The 25,900-nt window shown below is 73.3% G+C and carries 22 protein-coding genes; 9 read left to right on the forward strand and 13 right to left on the reverse strand.

Going from position 1 to position 25,900, the window contains the following annotated elements; genetic code table 11:
* Positions 1 to 215: 215 nt before the first annotated feature.
* The 5 genes from QSK20_RS01950 to QSK20_RS01970 all read right to left on the reverse strand — a co-directional run bounded on the left by QSK20_RS01950 (position 216) and on the right by QSK20_RS01970 (position 4,538).
* Complete coding sequence (locus QSK20_RS01950; protein ID WP_285786802.1) at positions 216 to 650, reverse strand: DoxX family protein; 435 nt, start codon at positions 648 to 650, stop codon at positions 216 to 218.
* Positions 651 to 1,236: 586 nt separating this feature from the next.
* Positions 1,237 to 2,055, reverse strand: a complete 819-nt coding sequence (proC, locus tag QSK20_RS01955; RefSeq protein ID WP_088982848.1) for a pyrroline-5-carboxylate reductase — start codon at positions 2,053 to 2,055, stop codon at positions 1,237 to 1,239.
* A 110-nt stretch (positions 2,056 to 2,165) separates the two neighbouring features.
* Positions 2,166 to 3,194: a 6-phosphofructokinase gene (locus tag QSK20_RS01960; protein ID WP_285786803.1), complete on the reverse strand. Its 1,029-nt coding sequence runs from the start codon at positions 3,192 to 3,194 to the stop codon at positions 2,166 to 2,168.
* Between the two features lie 181 nt (positions 3,195 to 3,375).
* Positions 3,376 to 3,879, reverse strand: coding sequence for a pyridoxamine 5'-phosphate oxidase family protein (locus tag QSK20_RS01965; RefSeq protein ID WP_285786804.1), 504 nt, complete (start codon positions 3,877 to 3,879; stop codon positions 3,376 to 3,378).
* A 161-nt stretch (positions 3,880 to 4,040) separates the two neighbouring features.
* The gene (locus QSK20_RS01970; protein ID WP_088982845.1) at positions 4,041 to 4,538 is read right to left on the reverse strand and encodes a polyadenylate-specific 3'-exoribonuclease AS; all 498 of its coding nucleotides are present in this window, start codon (positions 4,536 to 4,538) and stop codon (positions 4,041 to 4,043) included.
* 345 nt (positions 4,539 to 4,883) lie between these two features.
* On the opposite strand from QSK20_RS01970, the gene QSK20_RS01975 reads away from it, so the two are divergent.
* Entirely contained in the window at positions 4,884 to 5,576 is a 693-nt protein-coding gene (locus tag QSK20_RS01975; RefSeq protein ID WP_145836300.1) for a Crp/Fnr family transcriptional regulator, read from the forward strand.
* A 195-nt stretch (positions 5,577 to 5,771) separates the two neighbouring features.
* Here the strand turns inward: QSK20_RS01975 and QSK20_RS01980 are convergent, their stop codons facing one another.
* Positions 5,772 to 5,960 (reverse strand): hypothetical protein, encoded by a 189-nt coding sequence (locus QSK20_RS01980; protein ID WP_088982843.1) that lies wholly within the window; start codon positions 5,958 to 5,960, stop codon positions 5,772 to 5,774.
* Between the two features lie 123 nt (positions 5,961 to 6,083).
* Between QSK20_RS01980 and QSK20_RS01985 the strand changes: the two genes are divergently transcribed.
* On the forward strand, positions 6,084 to 9,827 hold the full coding sequence (locus QSK20_RS01985; protein ID WP_285786805.1) for an ATP-binding protein: 3,744 nt from the start codon (positions 6,084 to 6,086) through the stop codon (positions 9,825 to 9,827).
* A 39-nt stretch (positions 9,828 to 9,866) separates the two neighbouring features.
* Here the strand turns inward: QSK20_RS01985 and QSK20_RS01990 are convergent, their stop codons facing one another.
* On the reverse strand, positions 9,867 to 10,559 hold the full coding sequence (locus QSK20_RS01990; protein ID WP_285786806.1) for a lysophospholipid acyltransferase family protein: 693 nt from the start codon (positions 10,557 to 10,559) through the stop codon (positions 9,867 to 9,869).
* 368 nt (positions 10,560 to 10,927) lie between these two features.
* On the opposite strand from QSK20_RS01990, the gene QSK20_RS01995 reads away from it, so the two are divergent.
* Positions 10,928 to 11,761, forward strand: a complete 834-nt coding sequence (locus tag QSK20_RS01995; protein WP_285786807.1) for a DUF308 domain-containing protein — start codon at positions 10,928 to 10,930, stop codon at positions 11,759 to 11,761.
* Positions 11,762 to 11,951: 190 nt separating this feature from the next.
* On the forward strand, positions 11,952 to 13,355 hold the full coding sequence (locus QSK20_RS02000) for an alpha,alpha-trehalose-phosphate synthase (UDP-forming) (protein ID WP_285786808.1): 1,404 nt from the start codon (positions 11,952 to 11,954) through the stop codon (positions 13,353 to 13,355).
* 64 nt (positions 13,356 to 13,419) lie between these two features.
* Here QSK20_RS02000 and QSK20_RS02005 read toward each other — a convergent pair whose 3' ends face one another.
* The 6 genes from QSK20_RS02005 to QSK20_RS02030 all read right to left on the reverse strand — a co-directional run bounded on the left by QSK20_RS02005 (position 13,420) and on the right by QSK20_RS02030 (position 18,672).
* Positions 13,420 to 14,250 carry an alpha/beta hydrolase gene (locus QSK20_RS02005; RefSeq protein ID WP_285786809.1) on the reverse strand — a complete coding sequence of 277 codons (831 nt, stop codon included), beginning with the start codon at positions 14,248 to 14,250 and terminating at the stop codon, positions 13,420 to 13,422.
* Positions 14,247 to 15,656 (reverse strand): flavin-containing monooxygenase, encoded by a 1,410-nt coding sequence (locus QSK20_RS02010; protein ID WP_285786810.1) that lies wholly within the window; start codon positions 15,654 to 15,656, stop codon positions 14,247 to 14,249. Before QSK20_RS02010 ends, QSK20_RS02005 begins: the two co-directional genes overlap by 4 nt.
* 105 nt (positions 15,657 to 15,761) lie before the next feature.
* The gene (locus tag QSK20_RS02015) at positions 15,762 to 16,457 is read right to left on the reverse strand and encodes an endonuclease/exonuclease/phosphatase family protein (protein ID WP_285786811.1); all 696 of its coding nucleotides are present in this window, start codon (positions 16,455 to 16,457) and stop codon (positions 15,762 to 15,764) included.
* Between the two features lie 62 nt (positions 16,458 to 16,519).
* Entirely contained in the window at positions 16,520 to 17,467 is a 948-nt protein-coding gene (locus QSK20_RS02020; RefSeq protein WP_285786812.1) for an ROK family glucokinase, read from the reverse strand.
* A gap of 68 nt (positions 17,468 to 17,535) precedes the next feature.
* A complete protein-coding gene (locus QSK20_RS02025) occupies positions 17,536 to 18,177 on the reverse strand; it encodes a hypothetical protein (RefSeq protein WP_285786813.1) in 642 nt (213 codons plus the stop codon).
* A 39-nt stretch (positions 18,178 to 18,216) separates the two neighbouring features.
* Positions 18,217 to 18,672, reverse strand: a complete 456-nt coding sequence (locus QSK20_RS02030; protein ID WP_285786814.1) for an SRPBCC family protein — start codon at positions 18,670 to 18,672, stop codon at positions 18,217 to 18,219.
* A gap of 152 nt (positions 18,673 to 18,824) precedes the next feature.
* Between QSK20_RS02030 and QSK20_RS02035 the strand changes: the two genes are divergently transcribed.
* The 5 genes from QSK20_RS02035 to QSK20_RS02055 all read left to right on the forward strand — a co-directional run bounded on the left by QSK20_RS02035 (position 18,825) and on the right by QSK20_RS02055 (position 25,823).
* Positions 18,825 to 20,636 carry an AMP-dependent synthetase/ligase gene (locus QSK20_RS02035; protein WP_285786815.1) on the forward strand — a complete coding sequence of 604 codons (1,812 nt, stop codon included), beginning with the start codon at positions 18,825 to 18,827 and terminating at the stop codon, positions 20,634 to 20,636.
* Between the two features lie 14 nt (positions 20,637 to 20,650).
* A complete protein-coding gene (locus tag QSK20_RS02040; protein WP_285786816.1) occupies positions 20,651 to 22,351 on the forward strand; it encodes a sensor histidine kinase in 1,701 nt (566 codons plus the stop codon).
* A 7-nt stretch (positions 22,352 to 22,358) separates the two neighbouring features.
* The gene (locus tag QSK20_RS02045) at positions 22,359 to 23,027 is read left to right on the forward strand and encodes a response regulator transcription factor (RefSeq protein WP_088982832.1); all 669 of its coding nucleotides are present in this window, start codon (positions 22,359 to 22,361) and stop codon (positions 23,025 to 23,027) included.
* Positions 23,028 to 23,215: 188 nt separating this feature from the next.
* Entirely contained in the window at positions 23,216 to 24,022 is an 807-nt protein-coding gene (locus tag QSK20_RS02050; protein WP_285786817.1) for an SAM-dependent methyltransferase, read from the forward strand.
* Positions 23,973 to 25,823 carry a putative bifunctional diguanylate cyclase/phosphodiesterase gene (locus tag QSK20_RS02055; RefSeq protein WP_502888825.1) on the forward strand — a complete coding sequence of 617 codons (1,851 nt, stop codon included), beginning with the start codon at positions 23,973 to 23,975 and terminating at the stop codon, positions 25,821 to 25,823. Before QSK20_RS02050 ends, QSK20_RS02055 begins: the two co-directional genes overlap by 50 nt.
* Positions 25,824 to 25,900 lie beyond the last annotated feature (77 nt).

Raw genomic sequence — 25,900 nt, forward strand, 5'->3', positions numbered from 1 at the left:
CCGACCACCAAAACAGCCATTCCGGACGCGGCATGCGGTCGAACAATAACGAACCGGTGACCAAGTCGAGACACCCTGACGGAAACACAGTCCGCCGAGGCGGCGAGTCGATCGCCTTCGTCCACCACACCGGCAACCGCCGATGGAGACCGAGGGGCAGCACGAGACGCGGACCGGGTGGCCCACCCAGGCGGGCCACCCGGTCGATGCCGTCGTCAGACGGCGGCCGTCTCCCTGCCGCGCACCCCTTCCCGCCGCCGGCCGAGCAGGGCGTCCAGCGACCAACGGCCCGCGCCGACGACCGCGATGAGCAGGAACGACCAGCAGAACAGCGCGGCCAGCTCGCCCCGGTTGTTCATCGGCAGCAACGCCGTCGGCTGGTGCACCACGAAGTAGGCGTAGGCCATCGATCCGGAACAGATCACGGCGGCCGGGCGGGCCCAGAGCCCGACCAGGACGAGCAGACCCCCGACGAGCTGGATCAACGCGGCCCACCAGTGCGGCCAGACGCCGACCTCGATGGCTTCGCCGCTGCCCTGACTGCCCCCGAAGACGCCGAATATCGAGGACATACCGCGTATCAGGAACAGCAGTCCGACAACCATGCGGAACAGGCTGATCACCGGGTCGGTAAGGCGGTTGACAGTCACGATCGTCCCTCTCCGTTGACAGGTACCTGTGGGCTTTGCACGGACCGGTGCCGGGTCTCGCGGCACCGACGGACTTCCCGTCCGCTCCCCCACACCGCGGGTGGCACCCGGTTGCGGCCCGGCACTACGGGAGGAGTCGATTTTTGACTGGGCAAGAAGTCCGCTAAACCCTTTATCACCCATTGATGGCGTTAAGTCAATAGATGTCTCACTGAGAGTTGCGGGGCCCGCGCCGGACCAGGACGACCGACCACAAGGGACCTGATCGGCTTCCGGTGATATGCACGAGCGGATCGGGCGGACGGTTCAACGTCCAGGACGCCAACCTCCACGGATGCCGTCGCCGGCCCACCGCAGGTCCGTCCACCGGACGTCCGACGCCACCCCGTCCGGGAACCGGCTCCTACCGACATGCCGGATTCGCTCGTTGTCACCGCAGGAGCGGGCACGGGCGAGCGGGGTCAATCACCCCGACCCCGGCAGCAGACCCGATAACGGTGTGAAGCCCGGCCACGGCGCGACCCGGACCGACGGGTGCGGTGACCATCGGCGCGGGCCGGCCCGCCGGCCGGAGCCGAAGGCAGGCTCAGGTGGCCTGGGCGGCCAGTTCCCGGGCCCGGTCACGGGCCGCCTCGAGGGCGGCGAGCAGCGCCGCCCGTACGCCGTGCTTCTCCAGCTCGCGCACGGCGGAGATGGTGGTACCGGCCGGCGAGGTGACCGCCTCGCGGAGCTTCACCGGGTGTTCGCCCGAGTCGCGCAGCATCACCGCCGATCCGATGGCGGTCTGCACGATAAGCTCGTGGGCCACCTGACGGGGCAGGCCGAGCAGGATGCCGGCGTCGACCATCGCCTCGACCAGCAGGTAGAAGTAGGCCGGTCCGGAGCCGGAGAGGGCGGTCACCGCGTCCTGCTGCGACTCGGGCACCCGGATCGTCGCGCCGAGCGGCTTGAACATCTCCTCGGCCAGGGCGAGGTGTTCCCCGGTGGCGTGCGCGCCGGCCGAGATCGCGGTCATCGCCTGGTCGACCAGGGCCGGGGTGTTCGTCATGACCCGGACGACCGGGGTGCCGGCGGGCAGCCGCCGGCTGAAGAAACCGGTGGGCAGGCCGGCGCAGAGCGAGATGACCAGCTTCCCGTCGGGGACCTTGGGGCCGATCTCGTCGAGCAGCACTCCCGCGTCCTGCGGCTTGACCGAGACCGCGAGCACCTCCGCGTCCTGCACCGCGGTGAGGTTGTCGACCACCCGGACGCCGTAGCGGGTGGCGATCTCCTCGGCGCGTTCCCGACGCCGCGCGGTGGCCAGCAGCCGGTCGGCCGGCCAGCCCGAGCGCAGCAGCCCGGAGAGCATCAGCTCGCCGATCTTGCCGGCGCCGATCACCGCGACCGTGTGCACCCCAGTCGACATCCCGCCGTACCCCTTTCCTGTCCCGCCCGCGCCGACGGCGACGGCCGTCGGACCGCGCCGACCCGGTACGCGGGGCGGCGGACGCCGGAACGTCCGCCGCCCCGTGCCGGTCAGCTGCCGAAGAAGACCTCGGCCTCGGCGTACCGCTCCAGCGGCACGGTCTTCAGCTCGCGGGTGGCGTCGGCGAGCGGAACCCGGACGATGTCCGTGCTCTGCATGGCGACCATCTTGCCCCAGTCGCCCTCGTGCGCGGCGTCGATCGCCTGGAGGCCGAGCCGGGTGGCCAGCACCCGGTCGAAGGCGGTCGGGGTGCCGCCCCGCTGGATGTGGCCGAGCACGACGGTGCGGGCCTCCTTGCCGGTCTTCGCCTCGAGCTGCTCGGCCAGCCACTGGCCGATGCCGCCGAGCCGGACGTGCCCGAAGGCGTCCAGCTCCTGGTTGTGCAGGACCATCTGGCCGTCGAGCGGCTGCGCGCCCTCGGCCACCACGACGATCGGGGCGTACTGGTGCTGGAAGCGCTTCTCGACGTAGCCGGCGACCTGCTCGACGTCGAACTGCCGCTCCGGCAGCAGGATCACGTTGGCGCCACCGGCCAGACCGGCGTGCAGGGCGATCCAGCCGGCGTGCCGCCCCATCACCTCGACGACCAGCGTCCGGTGGTGGCTCTCGGCCGTGGTGTGCAGCCGGTCGATCGCCTCCATCGCGATGTTGACGGCGGTGTCGAAGCCGAAGGTGTAGTCGGTGGCGCCGAGGTCGTTGTCGATGGTCTTCGGCACGCCGATGACCTTGACGTCCAGCTCGTGCAGCTTGGTGGCCACACCGAGGGTGTCCTCACCGCCGATCGCGATCAGGGCGTCGACACCCTGCGCGGCGAGGTTCTCCTTGATCTTCTCGACGCCGTTCTCGATCTTGAACGGGTTGGTGCGGGACGAGCCGAGGATGGTGCCGCCCCGGGGCAGGATGCCGCGGACCTCCGCGATGCCCAGCGGACGGGACAGGCCCTCCAGCGGACCCTTCCAACCGTCCCGGAAGCCCACGAACTCGTGGCCGTAGCTGGCGACGCCCTTGCGGACCACCGCCCGGATCACCGCGTTGAGACCGGGGCAGTCGCCACCGCCGGTGAGCACGCCGATACGCATGATCTGCTCATCCTCCTGGAGCCTCGGTTAGCCCAACAAAGCCCCAGGATATGGGTCAGATCCGACCACGGCGCCGTTGCCGGCCCGGGGCGGGCCGTCAGAGCGCACTGTAGTCGGCACGGCTGTGCCCCGACAGCGCGCCCCGGAAGGTGTCCACCCACCGCCCCGCGCCGTTCACGGCTCAGTAACCGACCGTGCGGTTCTCACCCGGCCGTGGTGGCCGGCCGGTCACCGCCGCCCGGGCGGCGCCGAGCAGGTTGACCACGGTGCTGCCCGGCGAGTCCCAGTACTCGGCCGAGCTCGCGTGCAGCCTGATCAGGGTCAGTCCGGGCGTGTCCGGTCCGTCCGGGAACCACACCCGCAGCGCGGGATGCCAGAGCCGCTCGACGTCGGCCCGGTCGTTCTCCTCCCGGGCGGTGCCGGAGACGGAGATCCAGGTGTGTCGCCGCTGGTCGCCGAAGGCCGCGTTGACCTCCGGATTGACCCGGATCTGACGGATCTTGGCCGAGTCCGTCCGGGCGAAGAACCACAGGTCGCCGTCGAACTCCACCTCCTGCAACACCATCGGACGGCTGACCTGCCGCCCGTCGACGGCGATCGTGGTGAGCATGCAGACGCCCGCGGCGCGGATCAGTTCGGTGACCCGGTGCCGCGCCTCGGCGTCCGTGGTCGGCTCAGGACTCATGGTGGCACTCCCTCGCGTCGGTTCCGCGCGGGCCGGGGTGCGGTGCCCGGCACCGGATCGAGAACCGGTGCCCGGGACGGAACCGCCCAAACCTGGTACGACCGACCCGACGCCGGAACGGTGCGGAGATCCCCGACCGGCGCGACGGGGAGCCTCCCGGTTCAGTCGCCGGTCATCGCCCGCCACCGGGCGAGGTTGTGCCGGGCGTCGACCAACGCGTCGTGCCGGGCCGCCTCGGCGGACGGCAGCGGCGGACGGCCCCGGTCGTCCCAGAGCTGACGGAGTTCCTTGGTGAACCGGGGGATCTCCCGGGGCAGGGTGATCATCGAGCCCCAGAGCTGGGCGAGCGCCACGTGGTCGTAGGCGGCGTACCACGCCCAGAGTTCGATCTGCTCGCCCGACCGGCCACGCACCGGCTCGGCCAGGAACTCGAGCAGGTCCTCCCGGATGCGCTCCCGGGAGCGCCACGCCCGGTCGGCGGGCGAGGGCAGCTTGTCGAGCACGTTGCGACGCACCCAGGGCACCGCGCGGGAGTCGTCGAACTCGGTGGAGACCGCGTAGAACTCACGGCCGTACTCGTCGACGACGCCGATCGACACGAGGTCGATGGTGCGGCCGTCCTCGATGAACTCGCAGTCGTAGAAGTAGCGGTAGACCATCCCGGTCATCCTCGCGCACCGTCGGGGCGGCCCGACCGGCGGGGGCGGTCGGCGCGAGGGTGGTCCCGCCCCCCGCGCCGGCCGGTCGCGGCGATCCGCGACCCGTTCCACCGCGCCCCCGTACGGTCGTCGCCCGCCGGTGGTCCGGTCCTCTCACCTTGGCATCCTTCGCAGCTCAGGATTGTCACGGAAGTGATTTCAGGGGTGTACAGCAAGCGACATGGACGTCATGATCTGATGTGTACCGCTACCGGACGCCGAACCGGTGTCAGTTCACCTCCACCCGGGGGCTGTCAGGTTCACCCGGCTGCGAGTTGTGGTCCTTGACCGGGGAGGGGTTGGGCCGTGGAGATGCGCCTGCCGGAGCCGGGTGACGCGCTCACGGGAGTCGAGATGTTCGCCGGCCTGGAGCCGGAGGTCCGCCAGCGGGTGATCGCGGCGGCGGTGCCGCGCACCTACCGCAAGGGGCAGCTGCTCTTCGTGGAGAACGACCCCGGCGAGTCCCTGATCGTGCTCCGTCGGGGCGCGGTCGCGGTGTTCCGCACCGCCCCGACCGGAGAGCGGGCCGTACTGTCGGTGATCCGACCGCCGGACGTGCTCGGCGAGGTGTCCCTCCTCGACGCCTCGACCCGGTCGGCGTCCGCTGAGGCGATCGAGGACTGCAGCGCCTTGGCGCTGTCCCGACCGGCCTTCATGGAGCTGGTGCACTCCAACCCGCGCATCCTGGACGCGGTGATGCGGTCGCTGGGCGGCCTGATCCGCCGGCTGACCGAGCAGAACGCCGACCACGTCTTCCTCGACCTGCCCGGCCGGGTCGCCAAGACGCTGGTCCGGCTGGCCGGGGAGAGCCAGGCTCCGATGATCACGATCGAGCTGAACCAGTCCCAGCTGGCGGAGATGGCCGGGGGCTCCCGGCAGAGCGTCAACCAGGCGATCGGCTCGTTCGCCAGCCGGGGTTGGCTGCGGACCGAGGGACGCCGGATCGTGGTGACCGACGTGGCGGCGCTGCGCCGCAGGGCCGGCATGGCCGACCGCTGACCGGGTCGCGACGCCCGGTCCGCCCCGCCCGACGCGTGTCGGCGGCGGGCACGGAACCGCGTTCCGGGCCGCACCGGGGCGGGCTGCCGTGCCCCCACGTGCCGCAGGGGCACGACGGCACCGGGCACGCCGGAGGCGGACACGACGGTGCCCCGCACGCCGGGTGGCAGCGGGGCACCGTGTCGGGTGCGTCGGTCAGGGCTTCGTGCTGGTCGGCCCGACCCAGTCGGTGGTCGCGTCGCCGCCCGACTTCGGGACTTCGGTGACGATGCCGGCAGCCTGGAGCTCGGCCAGGGTCGCGGCGTCCACGTCGACGGTCTCCCCCGCGGCGTGGTTCACGCCGTCGATGTCGGTCCACTCCGCTTCCAGTCGGACGTACACCATGGAATTCTCCCCCTGTGTGATCGAATCTGGGCTGACTGAATGTAGCCGTTGCCAGCAACAAAGACACTGTCCGTAAGCCAACAGGCGGGTACCCGACAGCAGCTTGTTACCGGGATACTGACGGTGGACGGCCCCCGTGGGCCGTCGACGGCCACTTTCGGTCACCGCCGCCGGCGTGACGCGCCCGGCCGGCTCGCTCAGCTCGGATCGTCCCGGGAGGTTGGCATCGCCGCCCACTGTGCCCAGTGCGGCCGCCCCACCGCGCCCGACGACCGCTTCTGCGGTGGCTGCGGTGCGGAACTGGCCCTCACCTGCGAACACTGCGACCGGCCGCTCGCCTCGGACGCGGCCTTCTGCACCGGTTGCGGACGGGCCCGCGCGGGCCGCGACACGCACCCGACGGTGCGGGTCGGTGGTGCCACCCCGACCGCGCCGCCGCAGGAGGACCGCCGCCGGGTCAGCGTGCTCTTCGTCGACCTGATCGACTTCACCCCGTACGTCGAACAGTCCGATCCGGAACTGGTCCGGGGGTTGCAGACCGGCTTCTTCTCCGCCGCCCGCCGGGTCATCGGCCAGTACGGCGGGGTGGTGGAGAAGTACATCGGCGACGCGGTCATGGCGCTGTTCGGCGCGCCCGTGGCCACCGAGACCGACGCGCTGCGCTGTGTCCGGGCCGGGCTGGAGCTGCAACGGGTGCTGGCCCGCTTCGCCCCGGTCGGCGCCGACGGGCTGCGCTTCCGGGTCGGGGTGGCCACCGGGGAGGCGCTGGTGGACGTGGCCGCCGCGCACCACGGCGGTCAGGCCATCGTGGCCGGTGACGTGGTCAACACCGCCTCCCGCATGCAGTCGGTGGCTCCGCCCGGCGGCGTGCTGGTCTGCGGGACGACGTACGGGCTCACCCGGGGCGCGGTCCGGTACGAACAGCAGCCGGCGGTCACCCTCAAGGGACGCTCGTCGCCGACCGAGGTGTGGCTGGCGCTCGGAGCGGCCCAGCGACGGCAGCCCGACCGGGAACCGGACACCACCCCGCTGATCGACCGGGAACACGAGCTGGGCCTGCTGGTCAACGCGCTGGACCGGGCGGCCCGGGAGCGGATGCCGCAACTGGTCACCGTGTTCGGCCGGGCCGGGATCGGCAAGAGCCGGCTGGTCCGGGAACTCTACCGGCACACGCGCGCCAGCGCGGACGCGTCGCTGACCTGGCGGACCGGCCGGTGTCCGCCGTTCGGCGAGAACGTCACGTTCGCCGCGCTGGCGGACATCGTCAAGTCCGAGGCCGGCATCCTCGACACCGATCCGGCCACCGCCGCCGCGCCCCGGCTGCGGGCGGCCGTGGCCGACCTGGTCGGTCCCGGCGAGGCGGACCGGCTGGTCGACGCGTTGCGCCCGCTGGTCGGCCTGCCGGGGCCGACGCTGCCGGCCGAGGAGACCCAGTCCGCCTGGCGGCGGTTCCTGCTGGCGCTGGCCGCCCGCCGTCCCACCGTGCTGGTCTTCGAGGACCTGCACTGGGCCGACGAGAAGATGCTGCGCCTGGTCGAGTTGCTCGGGGCGTCCGCCCGGGACGTGCCGCTGCTGGTGCTCTGCACCGCCCGACCGGAACTGATCAACCGCGACCCCACCTGGGCGGGCACCATCGCCGGGTCGCTGACCATCACCCTGCCACCGCTGCGCCCGAGCGGGATCACCTCGCTGTACGCGCACCTGTTCGGCCAGTCCGCCTTCTCCCCCGATCTGATCAACCCGCTGGTCGAGGTCGCCGACGGCAACCCGCTCTACGCCCACGAGTACGTGCGGATGCTCATCGAACAGGGCTTCCTGCGCCAGTCGGGGCGGGGTTGGCTGCTGAAGAAGCAGGACGGGCTGCCGATCCCGGACAACGTGCACGCGGTGATCGCCAACCGGGTCGACCTGCTCGACCCGGCCGACCGGGCGGTGCTGCTGGCCGCCTCGGTGGTCGGCACCCAGTTCTGGCCCGGTGCGGTCGCCGCCGCGCTCGGGCAGCCGGTCGAGGCGGTGGAGCGGGCCCTGCGCCGGCTCGGGCAGCGGGACTTCGTCGTCGAGCTGCCGGCGTCCACGATGGCCGGTCAGGCCGAGTACCAGTTCCGGCACGTCCTGGTCCGGGACGTCTGCTACCAGCGGCTGCCCCGCACCGAGCGGGTCGCCCGGCACGAGCGGACCGCCGACTGGGTCGACGCGCTGGCCCGGGGGCGGGACACCGACCTGGCGGAGGTGCTGGCCAACCACCGGTGGGCGGCGCACGAGATCGCCCGTACCCTCGGGCTGGACACCCGGCGGTACGCCACGGCGGCGCGCGAGGCGCTGCACCGGGCGGCGCGGCGCGCGTACACGCTGCACGCCCTGGACGCGGCGGCGCACCACACGACCCGGGCCCTCGGCCTGGCCGACGACGCCGACCTGGTGGGCCGGCTCCAGTTGGAGCTGCTCGGCGCGGAGATCTCGTTCTTCCGCGACGGCGCGGCCTTCCTCGACGCCGGCGGCACCGAGACGCTGACCGACCTGGCCGAGCAGCTCTTCACGCAGGGCGACGTCGGCTGTGCCGCCCGGGCGTGGACGCTGCTCGGGCGGGCGGCGTGGATCCGGACCGACCGGGACACCGCGCTGGCCCGGCTGGCCCGCGCGGTGGAGCTGTTCGAGGGACTGCCCGACAGCGAGCAGAAGGCGGACGCCTACGCCGAGCTGGGGCGGCTGCACATGCTCAACAACGAGAGCGCCGAGGCGGTGGCGGCGGCCAGCACCGCCGCCGGCATCGCCGAGCGGCTGGGCCTGGTGGAGGCCCGGGTGGACGCGCAGATCACCGCCGCCACGGCCCGCTACCAGGCCGGGGACCGGACCGGGGTGGACGAGCTGCACGCCGCGTTCGAGACCGCGCGGGCGCAGCAGTTGCTCGCCCTGCCCCGGGCGATGCAGAACCTCGCCTACGTGGTCTGCGAGGAGGGCGACTGGATCCGCTCCAACGAGCTGCTCACCGAGGCGGCAGAGCTGTCCGGCTCGCCCGGGCTGACCACGGGATACTCCGGCGACGCGATGCGGGCGTACTTCGAGGGCGAGTTCGGGGCGCTGCTGGCCGCGGCGGACGCCTTCGTGGACACTCCGACCGGCCGGTGGGACATGCAGGTACGCGGGCTGCGGGCCTGCCTGCGGATCCTGCGGGACGAGCCGGTGCCGGGGGAACGGGGCGGTGCGGGTGCGGTGCCGGCCGAACGGGGCCGTGCGTCCGGCGCCTCGCCGGTGCTGACCGCGGTCGGCAGCCCGGCGCCCCGGCCGGTCGACGACGTGAGCGACGCGTTGGACACCGCCCGGCGCAGCGGGTTCCGGCGGCTGCACTGGACGACGCTGGGCATCAGCGCGCTCTGCCGGGCGTTGCAGGGGCGTACCGGCGAGGCCGGGGAGCTCCTGGCGGAGCTGGACGACTCGTGGTCCGCGGTGCCGGCGTTGCTCAGCGGTGAGTGGATCGCGGCGGCGGCGTACGCGGCGGTGATCTGCGGACGGGACACGGCGGTGCGGGTACGCGGGATGCTGGAGCGGGCGCCGCACCGGACCCCGTGGACCGACGCCGCGCGGCAGACCGTCACCGCGACGCTCGCCGCGACCGACGGCGACCACGGTCGGGCCGGTCAGCTCTACGGCGCCGCCGCCGAGCTGTACGGACGGATCCCGGCGGTGACCGACCGGATGCTCGCGCTCGTGCTCGCCGCGAAGGAACTGGAGCGGGCGGGCGACCCGGCGGGGGCGGCCACCGTGCTCGGTGAGGTGCGCGCGTTCGCCCTGCGCAACCGCGCCCCCGGTCTGCTCCGCCTCGGCGACCCGGACGTGCCCACCTACTCCTCCCCCACCCTCGCCTCCTGACCCGTCCCGGCCCACCGGAGCGGCGGGCCGGGGCGGGGGTCAGGCGGGGACGGGGGTGGCCGGCTGGTTCTTGATCTTCTGGGCGTAGATGTCGACGTACTCGCGGCCGGAGAGTTCCATCAGCTCGTACATGATCTCGTCGGTGACCGCACGCTCGACGAAGCGGTCACCGGCCAGGCCGGCGTACCGGGAGAAGTCCAGCGGGGCACCGAACCGGATGCGCACCTGGGCCACCTTGGGGACGAGCTTGCCCGGGGGCTGGATCTCGTCCAGGTTGAGCATGACCACCGGCACCACCGGGGCGCCGCTCTCCAGGGCCAGCCGGGCCACGCCGGTCTTGCCCCGGTAGAGCCGGCCGTCCGGGGACCGGGTGCCCTCCGGGTAGATGCCGGCGACCCCGCCGGCCCGGAGCACCGCGAGCTGCGCGTCCAGCGCCGCCTGGGCGGCCCGTCCGCCGGAGCGGTCGATCGGCAGGGTGCCGGTGCCCACGAAGAACAACCGGGTCAGCCAGCCCTTGAGGCCCCGGCCGGTGAAGTACTCGGCCTTGGCCACGAAGGTCACCCTCCGGGGGACGATCAGCGGCAGGAAGATCGAGTCCGAGAAGGAGAGGTGGTTGCTGGCCAGGATCACCGGACCGGTGGCGGGCAGATGGGCGAAACCCTCGACGTGCGGTCGAAAGATCAGCCTCAGCCAGGGGCCGAGGATGACGTACTTCATCAGCCAGTACAGCACCGCTGTCCTTCCCGAAGGGTCCGTGACGGCACCGCCGAGCGTCCGGGGCGAACGCCGAGCGTCGGCCGGGGGCCCACGAACCGTCGGCCCTGAGCCTACGAACCGGAAGCCAAGCCTCACAACGCGCGCCCCGCACGATCGGGGACGGGTAGGTCACACTCGGGCGGCCCGGTCCCGCCGCATGCTCGCACTTCCCGCACAAACAGACAAAAATCCATGCCCCCGACCTGCGGTGGCGTCGTTGACTTTCGGCAACGCGCCACAACGCACTCCCGGAACCGGGGGCGGACGTGTCACGATTCAGGACACGGCGTGCGGGCGGGGGCGCCGGAGGACCTGCGCCGCCAGGTGCGAGGAGGAGGACGCCGGTGTCAGCGGGTGGGGCACGCCGGGGACGGCGGGACAACGGGCTCGACGCGAGCGAGTACGCCGTGGCGGGCGACGTGGATCCACGTGTCGGTGAGCACCTGCTCGACGTGCTCGCCGCCGGCGGCATCGCCGCCTACCTGCAACCGTCGGCCGACCTGAACCCGGTGACCCGGACGACCACCGTTCCCGCCCGGCCGGTCGACCGGCTCTACGTCGACCGTTCCCACCTGACCACCGCCCGGGACTACCTCACCCAGCTCAGTGACGAGGGCATCAGCGGGCAGACCCGCCCCGGCGAGCCTGACGTCGAGGCCGAGTGGGCCCGCATCGTCGCCGGCTTCCACCGTGACCCGACCCCCGGTCCCACGCCCTGGCCGGCCGCCGAGGAACTGGACGAGCCCCCGCAGACGCCGGGCGGCACGATCGGCCGCACCGAGGAGGGCACCGCCCCGACCGTCACCGGGGTCCGTCCGCTTCCCTCCGCCACCGACTTCTCCGGCGTCTCGGTCGGGCGGCGGCACGACGAGCCGTCCCTCCTGGACGGCCTGGACACCTTCGGCGCGGACCTGCCCGACGACCCGGACGACGAGGGCGGCTACACCCCGCCGCCGCCCCCACCGCTGCCCGCGGTCTCCAAGTACGCCGTGGCCGGCGTGCTCTCCGTCGTCGTCGGCTTCGTGCTCTTCCTCTTCCCGTCGGTCCTGCCGGCAGACCGCGCGGTGGTGACCCTGCTCGGCTTCACCGGCATCCTCGCCGGTTTCGTCACCCTGATCTGGCGGCTCCGCCCCGGCGACGCCGAGGACCACGACCCGGACGACGGCGCGGTCGTCTGATCGACTTCGGTCGCCGACGCGCGTCCGTCCGAGCGTCCGGATGACGGGACGCCCACCACCCCGGACATGGGAAGTAACAGTGGTGTAACTTACGGTCAGTAGGAATACGGCTGTAACGTCACTTCCCTTGCTGGCTGCCCGTTTCCTCCCCGCACGGGTGGTCATCCCTCGGCAGATCGGAATGACCGAGATGCGACAGAGCTCCCTCGTGGTGGTGGCCAACCGCCTTCCCGTCGACGACAGCGTGGCGCCCGACGGCGCCTGCGAGTGGCGCCGCAGCCCCGGTGGCCTGGTGAGCGCCCTGCACCCGCTGCTGAAGCACACCCCCGCCACCTGGATCGGCTGGGCCGGCGGCACCGGACCGGCCCCCGCCCTGCCCGACGTGGACGGCGTCCGGCTGCACACCGTTCCGCTCACCCCGGAGGACTTCCGGGACCACTACGAGGGCTTCGCCAACGCGACCCTCTGGCCGCTGTACCACGACGCGGTCGAGCAGCCCGAGCACCATCGGCGCTGGTGGGAGGCGTACCAGCGGGTCAACCGGCGGTTCGCCGAGGCCGCCGCCGCGGTGACCGAGCCGGGCGGCGTGGTCTGGGTGCAGGACTACCACCTGCAACTGGTGCCCGCCCTGCTCCGCGACCTCCGCCCCGACCTGCGGATCGGCTTCTTCCTGCACGTGCCGTTCCCGCCGCCCGAGCTGTTCATGCAGCTCCCCCGCCGGGCCGAGCTGCTGCGCGGGATCCTCGGCGCGGACCTGGTCGGTTTCCAGCGCGCGCAGGCCGCGCACAACTTCGCGCAGCTGGTGGCGAAGGTCTTCGGCGTGCCCGCCACCGACCGGCAGATCGAGGTGGACGGCCGCACGGTGCGGGTGGGAGCCTTCCCGGTCTCCATCGACACCGCCGAGATGGCCGCGCTGGCCGCCCGGCCGGACGTGGTGGCCCGCGCCGAGCGGCTCCGCAACGACCTCGGCAGCCCGGAACACGTGATCCTCAGTGTCGACCGGATGGACTACACCAAGGGCATCGAGCACCGGCTCAAGGCGTACAGCGAGCTGATCGCCAGCGGTCACGTCAAGGTCCGGGACACGGTCATGGTGCAGGTGGCCGTGCCCAGCCGGGAACGGGTCGGGCAGTACCAGATCCTCCGGGACCGGGTCGAACGCGAGGTCGGACGGATCAACGGCGAGTTCGGCCGGGTCGGCGAGCCGGCCATCCACTACCTCACCCAGCCCTTCGACCGCGCCGAACTGGCCGCCCTCTACCGGATGGCGGACGTGATGGCGGTGACCCCGCTGCGGGACGGGATGAACCTGGTCGCCAAGGAGTACGTCGCCGCCCGGGTCGACGACTCCGGCACGCTGCTGCTCAGCGAGTTCGCCGGAGCCGCAGCGGAGCTGCCCGAGGCGTACCAGGTCAACCCGCACGACCTGGAAGGGCTCAAGCAGGGGCTGCTCGCGGCCCTGGAGGCCGACCCGGAGGACGCGGCGACCCGGATGCGGGCGATGCGCGAGCACCTGCACCGGTACGACATCCGGTCCTGGGTCCGCTCCTACCTCAGCACGCTGGACGAGACCGTCTCCGCGCCCACGGGGTGACCACCGGCCGAACGGGCCGCCCGCGGACCGTCGGACCGGTACGACCGGGCGGGCCCGCGAACCGTCAGACCGGTACGACGGCCGGCGCCGGCTCCTTGACCAGCCAGTCGAGGACCGCGTCGATCGGCTCCCGCCACCGCGCGTCGAGCATCAGGTCGTGCCCCATGCCGGGGAAGAGCAGCGGGGCCGAGCCGTACCGCCGGGCGGCGCGGGTCAGCGCCGTCGCCGGGACCACCCGGTCGTCCGGGCTGCCGAGCACCAGCATCGGCGGGCGGCCCACCGCCGGTTCGAGCGCGCCGGGAAAGAGCAGCCGCCACTGGGCGCGTCGACCGGCCCGGCCCAGCCGGGCCAGGTGGCCGCCGGCGACGGTCTCCGGCAGCTCCGCGCTGAACAGCTGCCGCCGGTTCAGCCGCAGCCGGCCGCCCCAGAACGCGGGGATCGTACCGACCGGGTTACGGCGCAGCGCCGCGCCGAGCGTGCCCCAGCCCCCGAACACCGGGGCGGCCAGCACCCCGGCCCGTGCCGGGTAGCGGGCCAGCGCGTGCGCCACCACCAGGGCCCCCGCGCCGTGCCCCACCAGCACCGCCTGACGCGGCAGCTCCGCCGCCACCTGCACCACGTCGTGGGCGTACGCCCGCAGCGACGCCTCCGGCGCCGGTTCGCTGCCGCCGTGCCCGCGCAGGCTCACCGCGTACGCGGGGAAGCCCCGGGAGGCGGCGTGCTCCAGCCAGTGCTCGGCGAACGCCCACGCGCCGTGCCCGAAGCCCGGGACGAAGAGCAGCGGCGGTCGCCCCTGCTCCAGCTCGGGCAGCGCGCTGAGCACCTCGCGGCGGACCGGGCGCACCGGCCGGGCCCACTCCCGACCCCGGACGATCCGCACCCGCCCGCCACTCATGAGACCGCCTCCAACTCGTTCAGGGCGCGCTGGACGGCGCGCAGGTAGTCGACGTGCCCCACCTCGAACCAGTGCCGGCTGCTGTCCTCGACCCGGCCGGAGTAGCGTTTCCCGGCCCGGGCGGCGACCGCCGCGGCGAACGCCTCCGCCCGCTCCGGACGGTACTGGCGCAGCCGCAGCAGCCGGGCGACCAGCACCGCCTGCCAGTGCGAGATCGGAAAGAGTCCCGAGTCCGGCTGGACCAGTCCGACCACGGCGAGCGTCGGGTGGTTGCGGGGGAAGGCGTTCAGGTGGAGCGTGGGACGTCCGATCCCGGCCTCGTCGCCGAGGAGCCGCGCGTCGAGGAACTCGAATCGGGGCAGGTAACCGGTGGCGAAGACGACCAGGTCCGGCTCGATCTGCCGGCCGTCGGTCAGCTCCACGGCGTACGGGTGGAAGCGGCGGACGTCCGGCGCCGGGGCGATCCGGCCGTGCCCGACGTAGTAGACGAGCTGGCTGTTGGCGATCGGGTGGGTCTCGTAGACCCGGTGGTCGGGCCGGGGCAGCCCGAAGCGGGTGAGGTCACCGACGGTCAGCCGCAGCGTCCGGTGGTAGAGCCACTGCCGCACGCGCAGGGGCACCCGGAGCGCCAGCAGCAGGTCGTTGACCTGGTCGGCGGGGCGACCGAGGACGTACTTCGGCGCGTACCAGTAGCCGCGCCGGGTGGAGTGCCAGCAGGTGGCGGCCTGCTGGGCGGCCTCCACCGCGATGTCGCAGCCGGTGTTGCCGGCGCCCACCACCAGCACCCGCTTGCCCCGCAACTGGGCCGGGTCCTTGTACGCCGAGGCGTGCATCGTCTCGCCCCGGAAGTCGGCCAGCCCCTCGTACTCCGGCAGCTTCGGCGACCAGTTGTGACCGTTGGCGACGACGACGGCGGCGTACCGGGAGGTGCGCTCCGGGCCGTAGCCGCCGGTGCTGCGGGTGGTCACGTCCCAGCGGTCCCCGGCGACCGGCTCGACCCGGACCACCTCGGTGCCGAACCAGATGTGCTGGCGCAGGTCGAAGTGGTCGGCGTACCGCTCGAAGTACGCCAGCAGCTGACTGTGGTGCGGGTAGTCCGGCCACGAGTCGGGCATCGGGAAGTCGGGGAACTGGGTGAACGGTCGCGACGAGATCAGGTGGGTGCTCGCGTAGACCGGACTGCGGTCGTGCCGCCAGTTCCACGCGCCGCCGACGCCGGTCTCCCGCTCGTAGCAGTCGACGCCGAAGCCGTGCTCCTTCAGGTTCTTGACCGTGGTCAGGCCGCTGGCCCCGGCGCCGATCACGCAGACCGTGTCACCACGGTCGGAGACCGTACGGCCGTCGGGGGTGAGGGCGAGCGTGACCGACGGGTCGTCGGGACCGCCGTGGTCGGTGGGGGTGGACACCGGGTATCTCTCCTTGGGGACGCCGTACGCGTGCCGGGCCGCCGCCGCATCCTCTCCACTTCGGAGAGTGTTTGTCCAGCCCGACCCGGCGGCCCGGCCGGTCGGTCAGTCGGTGACCGGCAGCAGCAGATCCGCCAGGACCGGAAAGTGGTCGCTGGCCCGGCGGGTCTGCGGGGTGTCGACCACGTCGTAGTCGACCACGGTGATCCGGGGGTCGACGAAGAGCGCGTCGATCCGGCGGCGCGGGTCCGCACAGGAGTAGGTGAGCCGGTCGGCCCGGTCGGCGGCGACGGCCGCGTCGGTGAGTCCGTCGGCGATCGTCCGCCAGGCGGCACCGCCCGGTCCCTCGTTGAGGTCCGCCCCGACCAGCACCGGCCACCGCGCCGCCTCGACCTCCGCCCGGAACAGGGCAGCCTGGTCGGGGCGTTCCGCCGGGTCGGTCGACAGGTGGGTGCCGGCCAGCACGAAACGGGCCCCGCCGACCGCGCACTCGGCGAACGCCGCGCCGCGCAGGTGCCGGCCGGGGGTGAGCGGGAACCGCTGGCAACGGGTGGCGTGCACCCGCACCCGGAGACTGGTCAGCAGCAGGTTGCCCAGCGCCGGCAACCCACCGGCGCCCACCACCAGGCCGAACGACTCGGCCAGGGCGGCGCACTTGCTCCGCCAGCGGAACCGGCGCGGCCCCTCCTGCACGATCACCACGTCCGGCCGGGCGGACCGGACCACCTCCGCCAGCGCGGCCGTGTCGTCCCGCTGGGTGTGGATGTTGTACGACACCACCCGCAGCGGCACGCCCCCCATCAGGACACCACCTTTCGTTCGCGACTGCGGGGCTCCGCTGCGCTGCACTCCTCGCGCTTCACCTAGAACCGCCGGGCCAGGTCGGCGGCGCCGATGACGCCGGCGGTGTTGCCCAGCTCGGCCGGGCGCACCTCGGCCACCGGGAGGCGGCCCCGCTGGGCGAGCGCGTCGGCGAACGACCGCCGGGTCGGGCCGAGCAGCAGGTCACCGGCCTCGACCACGCCGCCGCCGACGACCAGCACCTGCGGATCGAGGATCTGGGCCATGTCGGCGAGGCTGGTCCCCAGCCAGCGCCCGATCTGGGCGAACGCCTCGCAGGAGACCGGGTCGCCACCCTGGGCGGCGGCGGTGACCATCGGGCCGGTGATCGACTCGGCGTCGCCGCCGGCCAGACCGAGCAGCGCGGCGGCGCGCTGCGGCTCCTGCCGGGCGCCGGCCCGGGCGAAGCGGACCAGGGCGTTGCCGCTGGCGTACTGCTCGATGCAGCCGAGCCGGCCGCAGCCGCACTGGTGACCGTCGGGAACGGTGAGCATGTGCCCCAGTTCGGCGGCGATCCCGTGGGCGCCCCGCACCAGATCGCCGCCGAGGACGATGCCACCGCCGACACCGGTGCCGATGGTGAACATGACCATCGAGTCCTCGGCGTGCCGGGCCGCGCCGTAGCGGAACTCCGCCCAGGCGGCCACGTTGGCGTCGTTCTCCACGATCACCGGCAGGCCGACCGCGGCGCTGACGTACGCCCGCAGCGGCTCGTCCCGCCAGGCCAGGTTGGGGGCGAACAGCACGGTGGAGCGGGTGGCGTCGATCCAGCCGGCCGCGCCGATGCCGACCGCGTCGACCGGACGGCCGGCGGCCAGTTCGGTGACCACCTCGATGATGACGTCCCGGGTCTTGCCCACGTCCTCGGCGGGGGTGTCCCGTCGGGCCTGCGCCAGCACCCGGCCGGTGTCGTCGACCACACCGCCGGCCACCTTGGTGCCACCGACGTCGACTCCGATGGTCAGCGTCACCGCTGCCACTCCCCTCTGCTGTGCCGCCCGGCGCCGCCGGCCGGTGGCCGGGGTCGGGATGTCGTGGGTCAGGCCCCGTCGCCTGCCGGGTCCCCGTCCGCCCTGTCGGGCACGCGCGCTGCGGGCACCACGGGATCCGCGGTCGGGGATCGCTCCGGGTCCGGCCCGGCGGCGTCGACGGGCGGTTCGGCGCCGGACGGGCTCGCCGCGTCCTCCGCGCGGGTCGCGGCGGACCAGACGTCCCGCGCGGGCGCCGGCTGAGAATCATGCCCGGTACGGGTGGCCTCGCGCCACACCTGATCATCATTGGCCGGGGCCGGCCCGGGGGCGGTGGTCGCCGTGGGCTCGGGGGCGAACGCCCTGAGCAGGCTGGCGACGCCGGCCGCCAGGTCGCCCGCGCCGGTGGCCAGGCGCTCGGCGAACTCGGGACTGGGGTCGCGCAGGGCGCGCATCGCCCGACAGATCGGACAGACGTCGCATTCGACCGCACCGGTGGCGAAGCCGTGCGGAGCGCCGGTCCCGGTGCTCCCGCCCGGGACGCCGCCGGCCCCGAAAGGCCCATTGTGACCGAGGACACCGGCGAGCATCCCACCGAGCGGACCCCACGACCCGGTCGGCGTTCCGGCCGCCGCCAGTCGCGCGGTGGCCAGCACGGTGGCCACCAACCGCTCCGCCTCCTCCCGGGCCGAACCCGGATCGGTACCTCCCACGTTCGGCTCCTCTACCCCGGCGACACCGCGCCGGTCGGTTCAGCGGGTCGCACCGGGTGCTTCTACCCGGTGCTTCAACTGCTTCAACGCCGTATCCATGATCATTTTTTCGGCCTTGCGGCGGAACATCCCGAGCATGCCCACGGAGAGCTCCACCTCCAGCGTGTAGGTCACCGTGGAGGTGCCGTCCGGGTTCCCGACGACGTCGTACGAGCCACGCTGGGCGCGCTGCATCCGGGACGGGGCCACCAGGTGCCACTCGATCCGGGAGAGGTCCTCGGCGTACTCGTACGCCAGCACGTACTCGTCGGCCATCACCCCGGCGTCGATGGTGAACCGGACCTGGCTGGCGTAGCCGTCCTCGTACTCCTCGATCACCTCGACCCGACGCAACGCCTCGGTCCACTCCGGGTACCGGGCGAAGTCGCAGATGACCGCGACCACCCGGTCCGGGGGCGCGTCGATGGTGATCGACTGGGTGGAGGAGTCCGCCATGGGGGGAGGCTACCCGGCCGGGCCGGACCTCGCCCCGGTCCACCCCCGCGAACCCGGTCCACCTGCTGACCGGGGGTTGCGGGTAGGTTTCGACGAGGCCGTCCGTCCCCGCCGACGGCCCGGTCGACCGTCCGCGAGCACGAGGAGTGCAGGTGCGCGAGTTCTCCGTCCCGCCGATCGTCACCGTCGGCGACGCGGCCAACCTCACCGACCCGGTCTGGGCGAACGCCGACGCCGCACCGGACGCGGTGCAGTTCGCGCGCCCGGTACCGGCAGCCGACGGGGCGGGCCGGACCTGGACGGACGTGACCTGCCGGCAGTTCCGTGACGAGGTGGTCGCGGTGGCCCGGGGCCTGGTCGCGGCCGGCATCACCCGGGGCTCCCGGATCGGGTTGATGAGCCGCACCCGCTACGAGTGGACCCTGTTCGACTACGCCATCTGGGCGGCCGGCGCGGTGACCGTGCCGATCTACGAGACCTCCAGCGCCGAGCAGGCCGCCTGGATCCTGGCCGACTCCGGAGCGGTCGCCTGCGTGGTGGAGACCACCGCGCACGCCACCCTGGTCGCTGGCGTCTCCGACCGGCTGCCCGAACTCGACCGGGTCTGGCAGATCGACCTGGGCGCGGTGGACGAGCTGGTCACCCTGGGCGCGCCGGTCGACCCCCGGGAGATCGAACGGCTCCGCAAGGAGGTCCGCGCCGACGACGTCGCCACCATCATCTACACCAGCGGCACCACCGGCCGCCCCAAGGGCTGCGTGCTGACCCACCGCAACATGTACGCCGACATCGCCAACGCCGTCCCGGTGCTGCCGAACCTGTTCAACGCGGGCGCGTCCACCCTGCTCTTCCTGCCCCTGGCGCACGCCTTCGCCCGGCTCGTCCAGATCGGCGTGGTGCACGCCCGGGCCACCATGGCGCACTGCGCCGACACCACCAACCTGGTCGCGGAGTTGCAGGAGTTCCGCCCGAGCTTCGTGCTCTCGGTGCCCCGGGTCTTCGAGAAGGTCTACAACGGGGCCCGGCAGAAGGCCCAGGCCGAGGGGAAGGGCCGGATCTTCGACCGGGCCGAGGCGGTCGCCATCGCCTGGAGCGAGGCGCAGGACCGGCCGGGCGGCCCGGGGCTGGCACTGCGGGCCCAGCACGCGCTCTTCGACCGACTGGTGTACCGGAAGCTGCGCGCCGCCCTCGGCGGTCGGTGCCGGGACGCCATCTCCGGCGGCGCCCCGCTCGGCGCCCGGCTCGGGCACTTCTTCCGCGGCATCGGGGTGACGATCCTGGAGGGCTACGGCCTCACCGAGACCTCCCCGGCCGCCGCCGCCAACCTGCCCGACGCCACCCGGATCGGCTCGGTCGGGCGGCCGTTGCCCGGGGTCACCGTCCGCGTCGCCGACGACGGCGAGATCCTCATCGCCGGTGACCTGGTGTTCCAGGGGTACTGGCGCAACGACGAGGCGACCGCCGAGGTGCTCTCCGACGGCTGGTTCCACAGCGGGGACCTGGGCCGGCTCGACGCCGACGGCTTCCTCAGCATCACCGGCCGCAAGAAGGAGATCATCGTGACCGCGGGCGGCAAGAACGTCGCCCCCGCGGTGCTGGAGGACCAGGTGCGGGCGCACCCGCTGGTCAGCCAGTGCGTGGTGGTCGGCGACCGGCAGCCGTTCATCGCCGCGCTGATCACCGTCGACGAGGAGGCGCTGCCGAAGTGGCGGGACGCGGCCGGCCTGCCGGCCACCGCCACGGTCGACGAGCTGCGGGGGCACGAGGCGCTGCGCGCCGAGATCCAGGGCGCGGTCGACGCGGCCAACCGGGCCGTCTCGAAGGCCGAGGCGATCAAGGTGTTCCGGATCCTGCCACGTGACTTCACCGAGGCCACCGGCGAGCTGACCCCGTCGCTGAAGGTGAAGCGCAACGTCGTGCACGAGACGTACGCGGCCGAGATCGCCGACATCTACGCCCGCTGACTACGATCCGTCACGTGTCCGCCTCCACACCCACCCGGCCCCAGCCGCACCCGCTGGCCGTCACCGCCCGCGTGGTCATGCTCGCGCTGGTCGCCGTCCTGACCCTGATCGCCACCCGGGAGGTCGACCAGCTCTGGTGGATCGCCCTGCTGGCGCTGGCCGGCGTGCCGGCGCTGCTCGCCCCGAGCGACCGGCTCCTCGGTCCGCTCAGTCGCGCCGCCGAGGTGGTGGTGCTGGGCCTGGCCGCCAGCCAGGTGGCCGCGGTGGCCACCATCGGCGGCCCGATCGGCGGGCTCGGCGCCTCGGCCGTCCTGCCCTACCTGGCCGTACCGGTCACCGTGACCGCGCTGCGGCGTCAGTTCCGCGAGGGCGCGACGCTGCTCGCGGTCACCGCGGCCACCCTGCTGCTCAGCGGGGCGCTGACCGAGGTCGGCGACGAGCGGCAACTCGGCCAGCTCGGGTACCTCGCGGTCTGCGCCCAGTGGCTGCTGCTGGCCGGCCTCGGGCTCTACGCCGCCAGCACCCTGCACCGGGTGATGGCCGTCCGTACCGAGGTCAAACCCCAGCACCAGCCGTACGCCGAGGCGACCCGGCTGCTGACCCAGCTGCGTGGCGTCGCCCGGCAGCTCCCCGGCGCCACCCTGGACCCGGGCGGCATCTCCGAGCACCTGCTGGAGGAGTTGCGCACGGTCACCCGGGCGGACCGGGCGGCGGTGCTCTCCGCCAGCGGCGGCGGCCGGCTGGTGGTGCTCGCGCAGGTGGGCGTGGACCGGGTGGACTGGGAGACCACGCTCGACGCGGACTCGGCGATCGCCGACGCCTGGGCCAGCCAGCAGCCGCAGACCGCCAACCGGTCGCAGGCCCGCTCGCACCGGGGCGGCGACGTCTCCGCGCTGATCGTGCCGCTGGTCGCCGGGGTCCGGACGGTGGGCCTGGTGGCGTTGGAGGCGGACGTGGCGCAGGCGTACCCCGCCCCGGTGGTGGCGAAGGTGACCGCGCTGACCCGCCCGGCGGCGCTGCGGCTGGAGGCGGCGCTCCTCTTCGACGAGGTGCGCTCGCTGGCCACCAACGAGGAGCGGCAGCGTCTGGCCCGCGAGATCCACGACGGGGTCGCCCAGGAGCTGGTGATGGTCGGCTACGGCATCGACAACGCCCTGGCCACCGTGCACGACGACACCGAGGAGACCGCCGAGAGCCTGCGCACGCTGCGCCAGGAGGTGACCCGGGTGATCACCGAGCTGCGGCTGAGCCTGTTCGAGCTGCGCAGCGAGGTGGACCGGCACGGCGGGCTGGCCGCCGCGATCGCCGAGTACGCGCGGACCGTCGGCGCCTCCGGTGGGCTGCGGGTGCACCTGTCGCTGGACGAGTCGACCGCCCGGCTGCCCGCCGCCACCGAGGCCGAGTTGCTGCGCATCGCCCAGGAGGCGGTGACCAACGCCCGCAAGCACGCCGGCGCGTCCAACCTCTGGGTCACCTGCGAGGTGGACCCCCCGTACGCGCAGATCGAAGTGTCGGATGACGGTCAGGGAATCGCCGACCAGCGCCCGGACGGCCGGTACGGCCTTGCGATCATGGCGGAGAGGGCGGAACGTATCCGGGGCCGACTGGAGATTCGTCCACGGCAACCGAGCGGCACGACGGTGGCGGTGGTTCTCGGCACCTCGCCCCGACGCGATAACGTGCGCGGTAGCGCGACCGCAGGAGAAGGGAAGTAACCCGAGGATGACCACCAGTCCGATACCGGCCACCCGCACCAAGGTCCTCCTTGTGGACGATCATGACCTGATCCGCAAGGGCCTGCGGCACGCCTTCGAGCGGGACCGTCAGTTCGAGGTGGTCGGCGAGGCCGCCACCGCCGCCGAGGGGGTCCGGCAGGCCGGCGCGCTCCAGCCCGACGTGGTGATCATGGACCTGCGCCTGCCCGACGGCAGCGGTCTGGAGGCGACCCGGGCGCTGCGCAAGTCCAGCGCCACCATGGGCATCGTCGTGCTCACCATGTACGCCGGTGACGACCAGCTCTTCGGGGCCCTGGAGGCCGGGGCGAGCGCCTTCGTGCCGAAGACCGCGCCGGCCGACGAGGTGGTGGCCGCCGCCCGGCACGCCGCCTCCTCCCCCAGCGCCTTCACCGCCGCCGACCTGGCCGAGGCGATGAAGCGCCGGCTCGCCCCGTCCGGTCCGCAGCTCTCGCCCCGGGAGGGCCAGGTGCTGCGGCTGCTGGCCGACGGGATGAGCGTCGCCGGCATCGCCAAGCAGCTCTTCGTCAGCGAGTCGACGGCGAAGACGCACATCTCGAAGCTCTACGAGAAGCTCGGTGCCGCCAACCGGGCCCAGGCCCTGATGACCGCCCTGCGGCTGGGTCTGCTGGAGGCCCCGGACGCGCCGAAGTTCTGACGACGCCCGTCGAGCGGGGGGTCCGCGTCCACCCGGGATGGGGGACCCGGACCCCCCGCTCGCTTGCGCCCGGCGTCGGACATGAAGCCGATTTGACGTGCTCTGGTCACTCGGGCGGCGAACGGGCAGAATACCCGGGTGGCCCACGGGGGCGACCGTTGTCGTGTACGTGTCAAAAGGGGTAGGGCATGCGGCCGGACTGGGCACCCGACACCATCGACGTCGAGCGCCCGAGCGTGGCCCGCATGTACGACTACTACCTCGGTGGCTCGCACAACTTCGCCGCCGACCGGGCCGCCGCCGGGGCGATGATGGCCGCCGTCCCGGAGGCGCCGCTGATGGCCCAGGCCAACCGGGCGTTCATGCGGCGGGTCGTGCACTTCCTGGCCGAATCGGGCGTGCGGCAGTTCCTCGACATCGGTTCGGGAATCCCGACCGTGGGGAACGTGCACGAGGTCGCGCAGCGGGTCGCGCCGGACTCCCGGGTGGTGTACGTCGACGTCGACCCGGTGGCGGTCGCCCACAGCCGGGAGATCCTCAGCCGCAACGACCAGGCCGTCGCCTTCCAGGAGGACCTGCGCCGACCGGAGCGCATCCTGGAGCATCCCGACCTGCACGCCCTGCTCGACCTCACCGAACCGGTCGCCCTGATGATCGTCGCCGTGCTGCACTTCGTCGCGGACGACGACCGGCCGGCGGAGATCCTGCGCACCCTCCGGGACGCCCTTCCCCCGGGCAGTTACCTGGTCCTCTCCCAGGCCAGTGACATCGGCCAGTACGGCGACGCCCGGGCCGACGCGGAACGGGTCTACCGCAACACGGACAACCCGCTCATCCTCCGGGACCGCGCCGAGCTGACCGCGTTCTTCGACGGTTTCGACCTGGTCGAACCGGGTCTGGTGTGGGTGCCCGCGTGGCGGCCGGAGTTCCCCGAGCACGCCGAGGATGCCGCCCGGTCGGGGTTCCTGGGCGGGGTGGGGCGGCTCGGTGGGTGAGCCGACCCCGGCGACGGGGTCCCGCCCGTGTCCCGGCTCCTTCGCCCGTGCCTGGGCCAGGGCGGTCTCCGGCACGAGCTACCTGCCGATGACGCAGGAGCAGTTGGAGGTCTTCCTCCAGGGGCTCACCGACCGGCTCGCCGACGCGATGCGCGCCGAGCCCTTCGAGCCACGGGTCGGACACCAGGTGGGAATCGACCTGGTGGCCGCGCACATCGCCTCGGCCGAGGGGCTCGGCCGGACCATCGAGATCATCCAGCTCCGGCTGCTGCACGACCTCGGACTGGTCGCCGACGACGCCGAGGACCGACTGGCCCGACTGCTGGCGACCGTCGCCACCGGCTACGCGCGGGCGCTGCGGGACCGGACGCTCGACGCCCAGGAGTCGCTGCGCCGGGCCGCCATGATGGCGCGGGCGCAGGCCGAGCGGGCGCTCCGGGAGAGCGAGGCGCGGTTCCGGCACCAGGCCACCCACGACCCGCTGACCGGCCTGCCGAACCGCACCCTGTTCACCGAGCGCCTGGCGGCGGCGATCGAGCGGCCGGGCCGCGACGGCCAGCGGGTCGGGCTCTGCTTCCTCGACCTGGACCGCTTCAAGGTCGTCAACGACACGCTCGGCCACCAGGTCGGCGACTCGCTGCTGGTCTCGGTGGGCCGGCGGCTGCACGAGGCGGTCGGTGACCACCTGGTGGCGCGGCTCGGTGGCGACGAGTTCGTGATCCTGGTGGAGCGGACCACCGGCACCGAGGACGTGGTCCGGGTCGCCGAGGCGGCGCTGCACGCGGTCAACCGGCCCGCCCTGGTGGACGGCAACGAGCTGACCGTCTCCGCCAGCATCGGCATCGTGGAGCGGCCGGTCGCCGGCACCACCCCGAGCGACCTGATGCGGGCCGCCGACAGCACGCTGCACTGGGCGAAGGGAGCCGGCGGGGCCCGCTGGGAACTCTTCGACGTCGACCGCAACCAGCAGGAGCTGGCCCGGTACGCCCTCTCCGCCGCCATCCCCACGGCGCTGGAGCGGGGCGAGTTCTACCTGGACTACCAACCCCTGACCTCGCTGCGCGACGGCAGCGTGGTGGGGGCGGAGGCGCTGGTCCGGTGGCGTCACCCCGAGCTGGGCGAGCTGCGGCCGGACCGCTTCATCGGGCTGGCCGAGGAGACCGGCCTGATCGTGCCGCTCGGCGGCTGGGTGCTCGCCGACGCGGCGCGGGAGGCGGAGTGCTGGCCGGCGGGCGGCCGGCCGCGCGCGCCGTTCGTCAGCGTCAACCTGGCCGTCCGCCAGGTGCACGGTCCGGGCCTGGTGCGGCAGGTGCGGGACCTGCTGGAGGACACCGGCCTGCCGCCGGAGCGGCTCCAGCTGGAGATCACCGAGAGCGCCATGATGAGCACCACCGGGGAACCGGTACGCGCGCTGCGGACGCTGGCCGACGCCGGCGTACGGATCGCCATCGACGACTTCGGCACCGGCTACTCCAACCTCGCCTACCTGCGTGACCTGCCGGTGACCGAGCTGAAGTTCGCCGGGAACTTCGTCGCCGGGCTGCGGGGCTCCCCGAACGACCCGTCGAGCCGCACCGACGAACGGATCCTCGCCTCCCTGGTGTCGTTGGCGCACGCGCTGAACCTCACCGTCACCGCCGAGGGGGTGGAGACGGCCGCCCAGGCCGAACGGCTGCGGGCGATCGGGTGCGACGCGGCCCAGGGCTGGCACTTCGGCCGGCCGGGCCCCTCCGGGCAGATCCTCGACCTGCTGCACCGGGAACGGCAGACCACTCCGACCGTCATCGCCGCACCCCGCTGAACCGCGCCACCGCCGGACGCCGTGGGTGCCCTGCACGCGGGGCGGAGCCCCGGAGTCGCCGGGGCCGGTGGGGGTGC

The sequence above is a fragment of the Micromonospora sp. NBRC 101691 genome, from assembly GCF_030269285.1.
Classification (GTDB): Bacteria; Actinomycetota; Actinomycetes; order Mycobacteriales; family Micromonosporaceae; genus Micromonospora; species Micromonospora echinospora.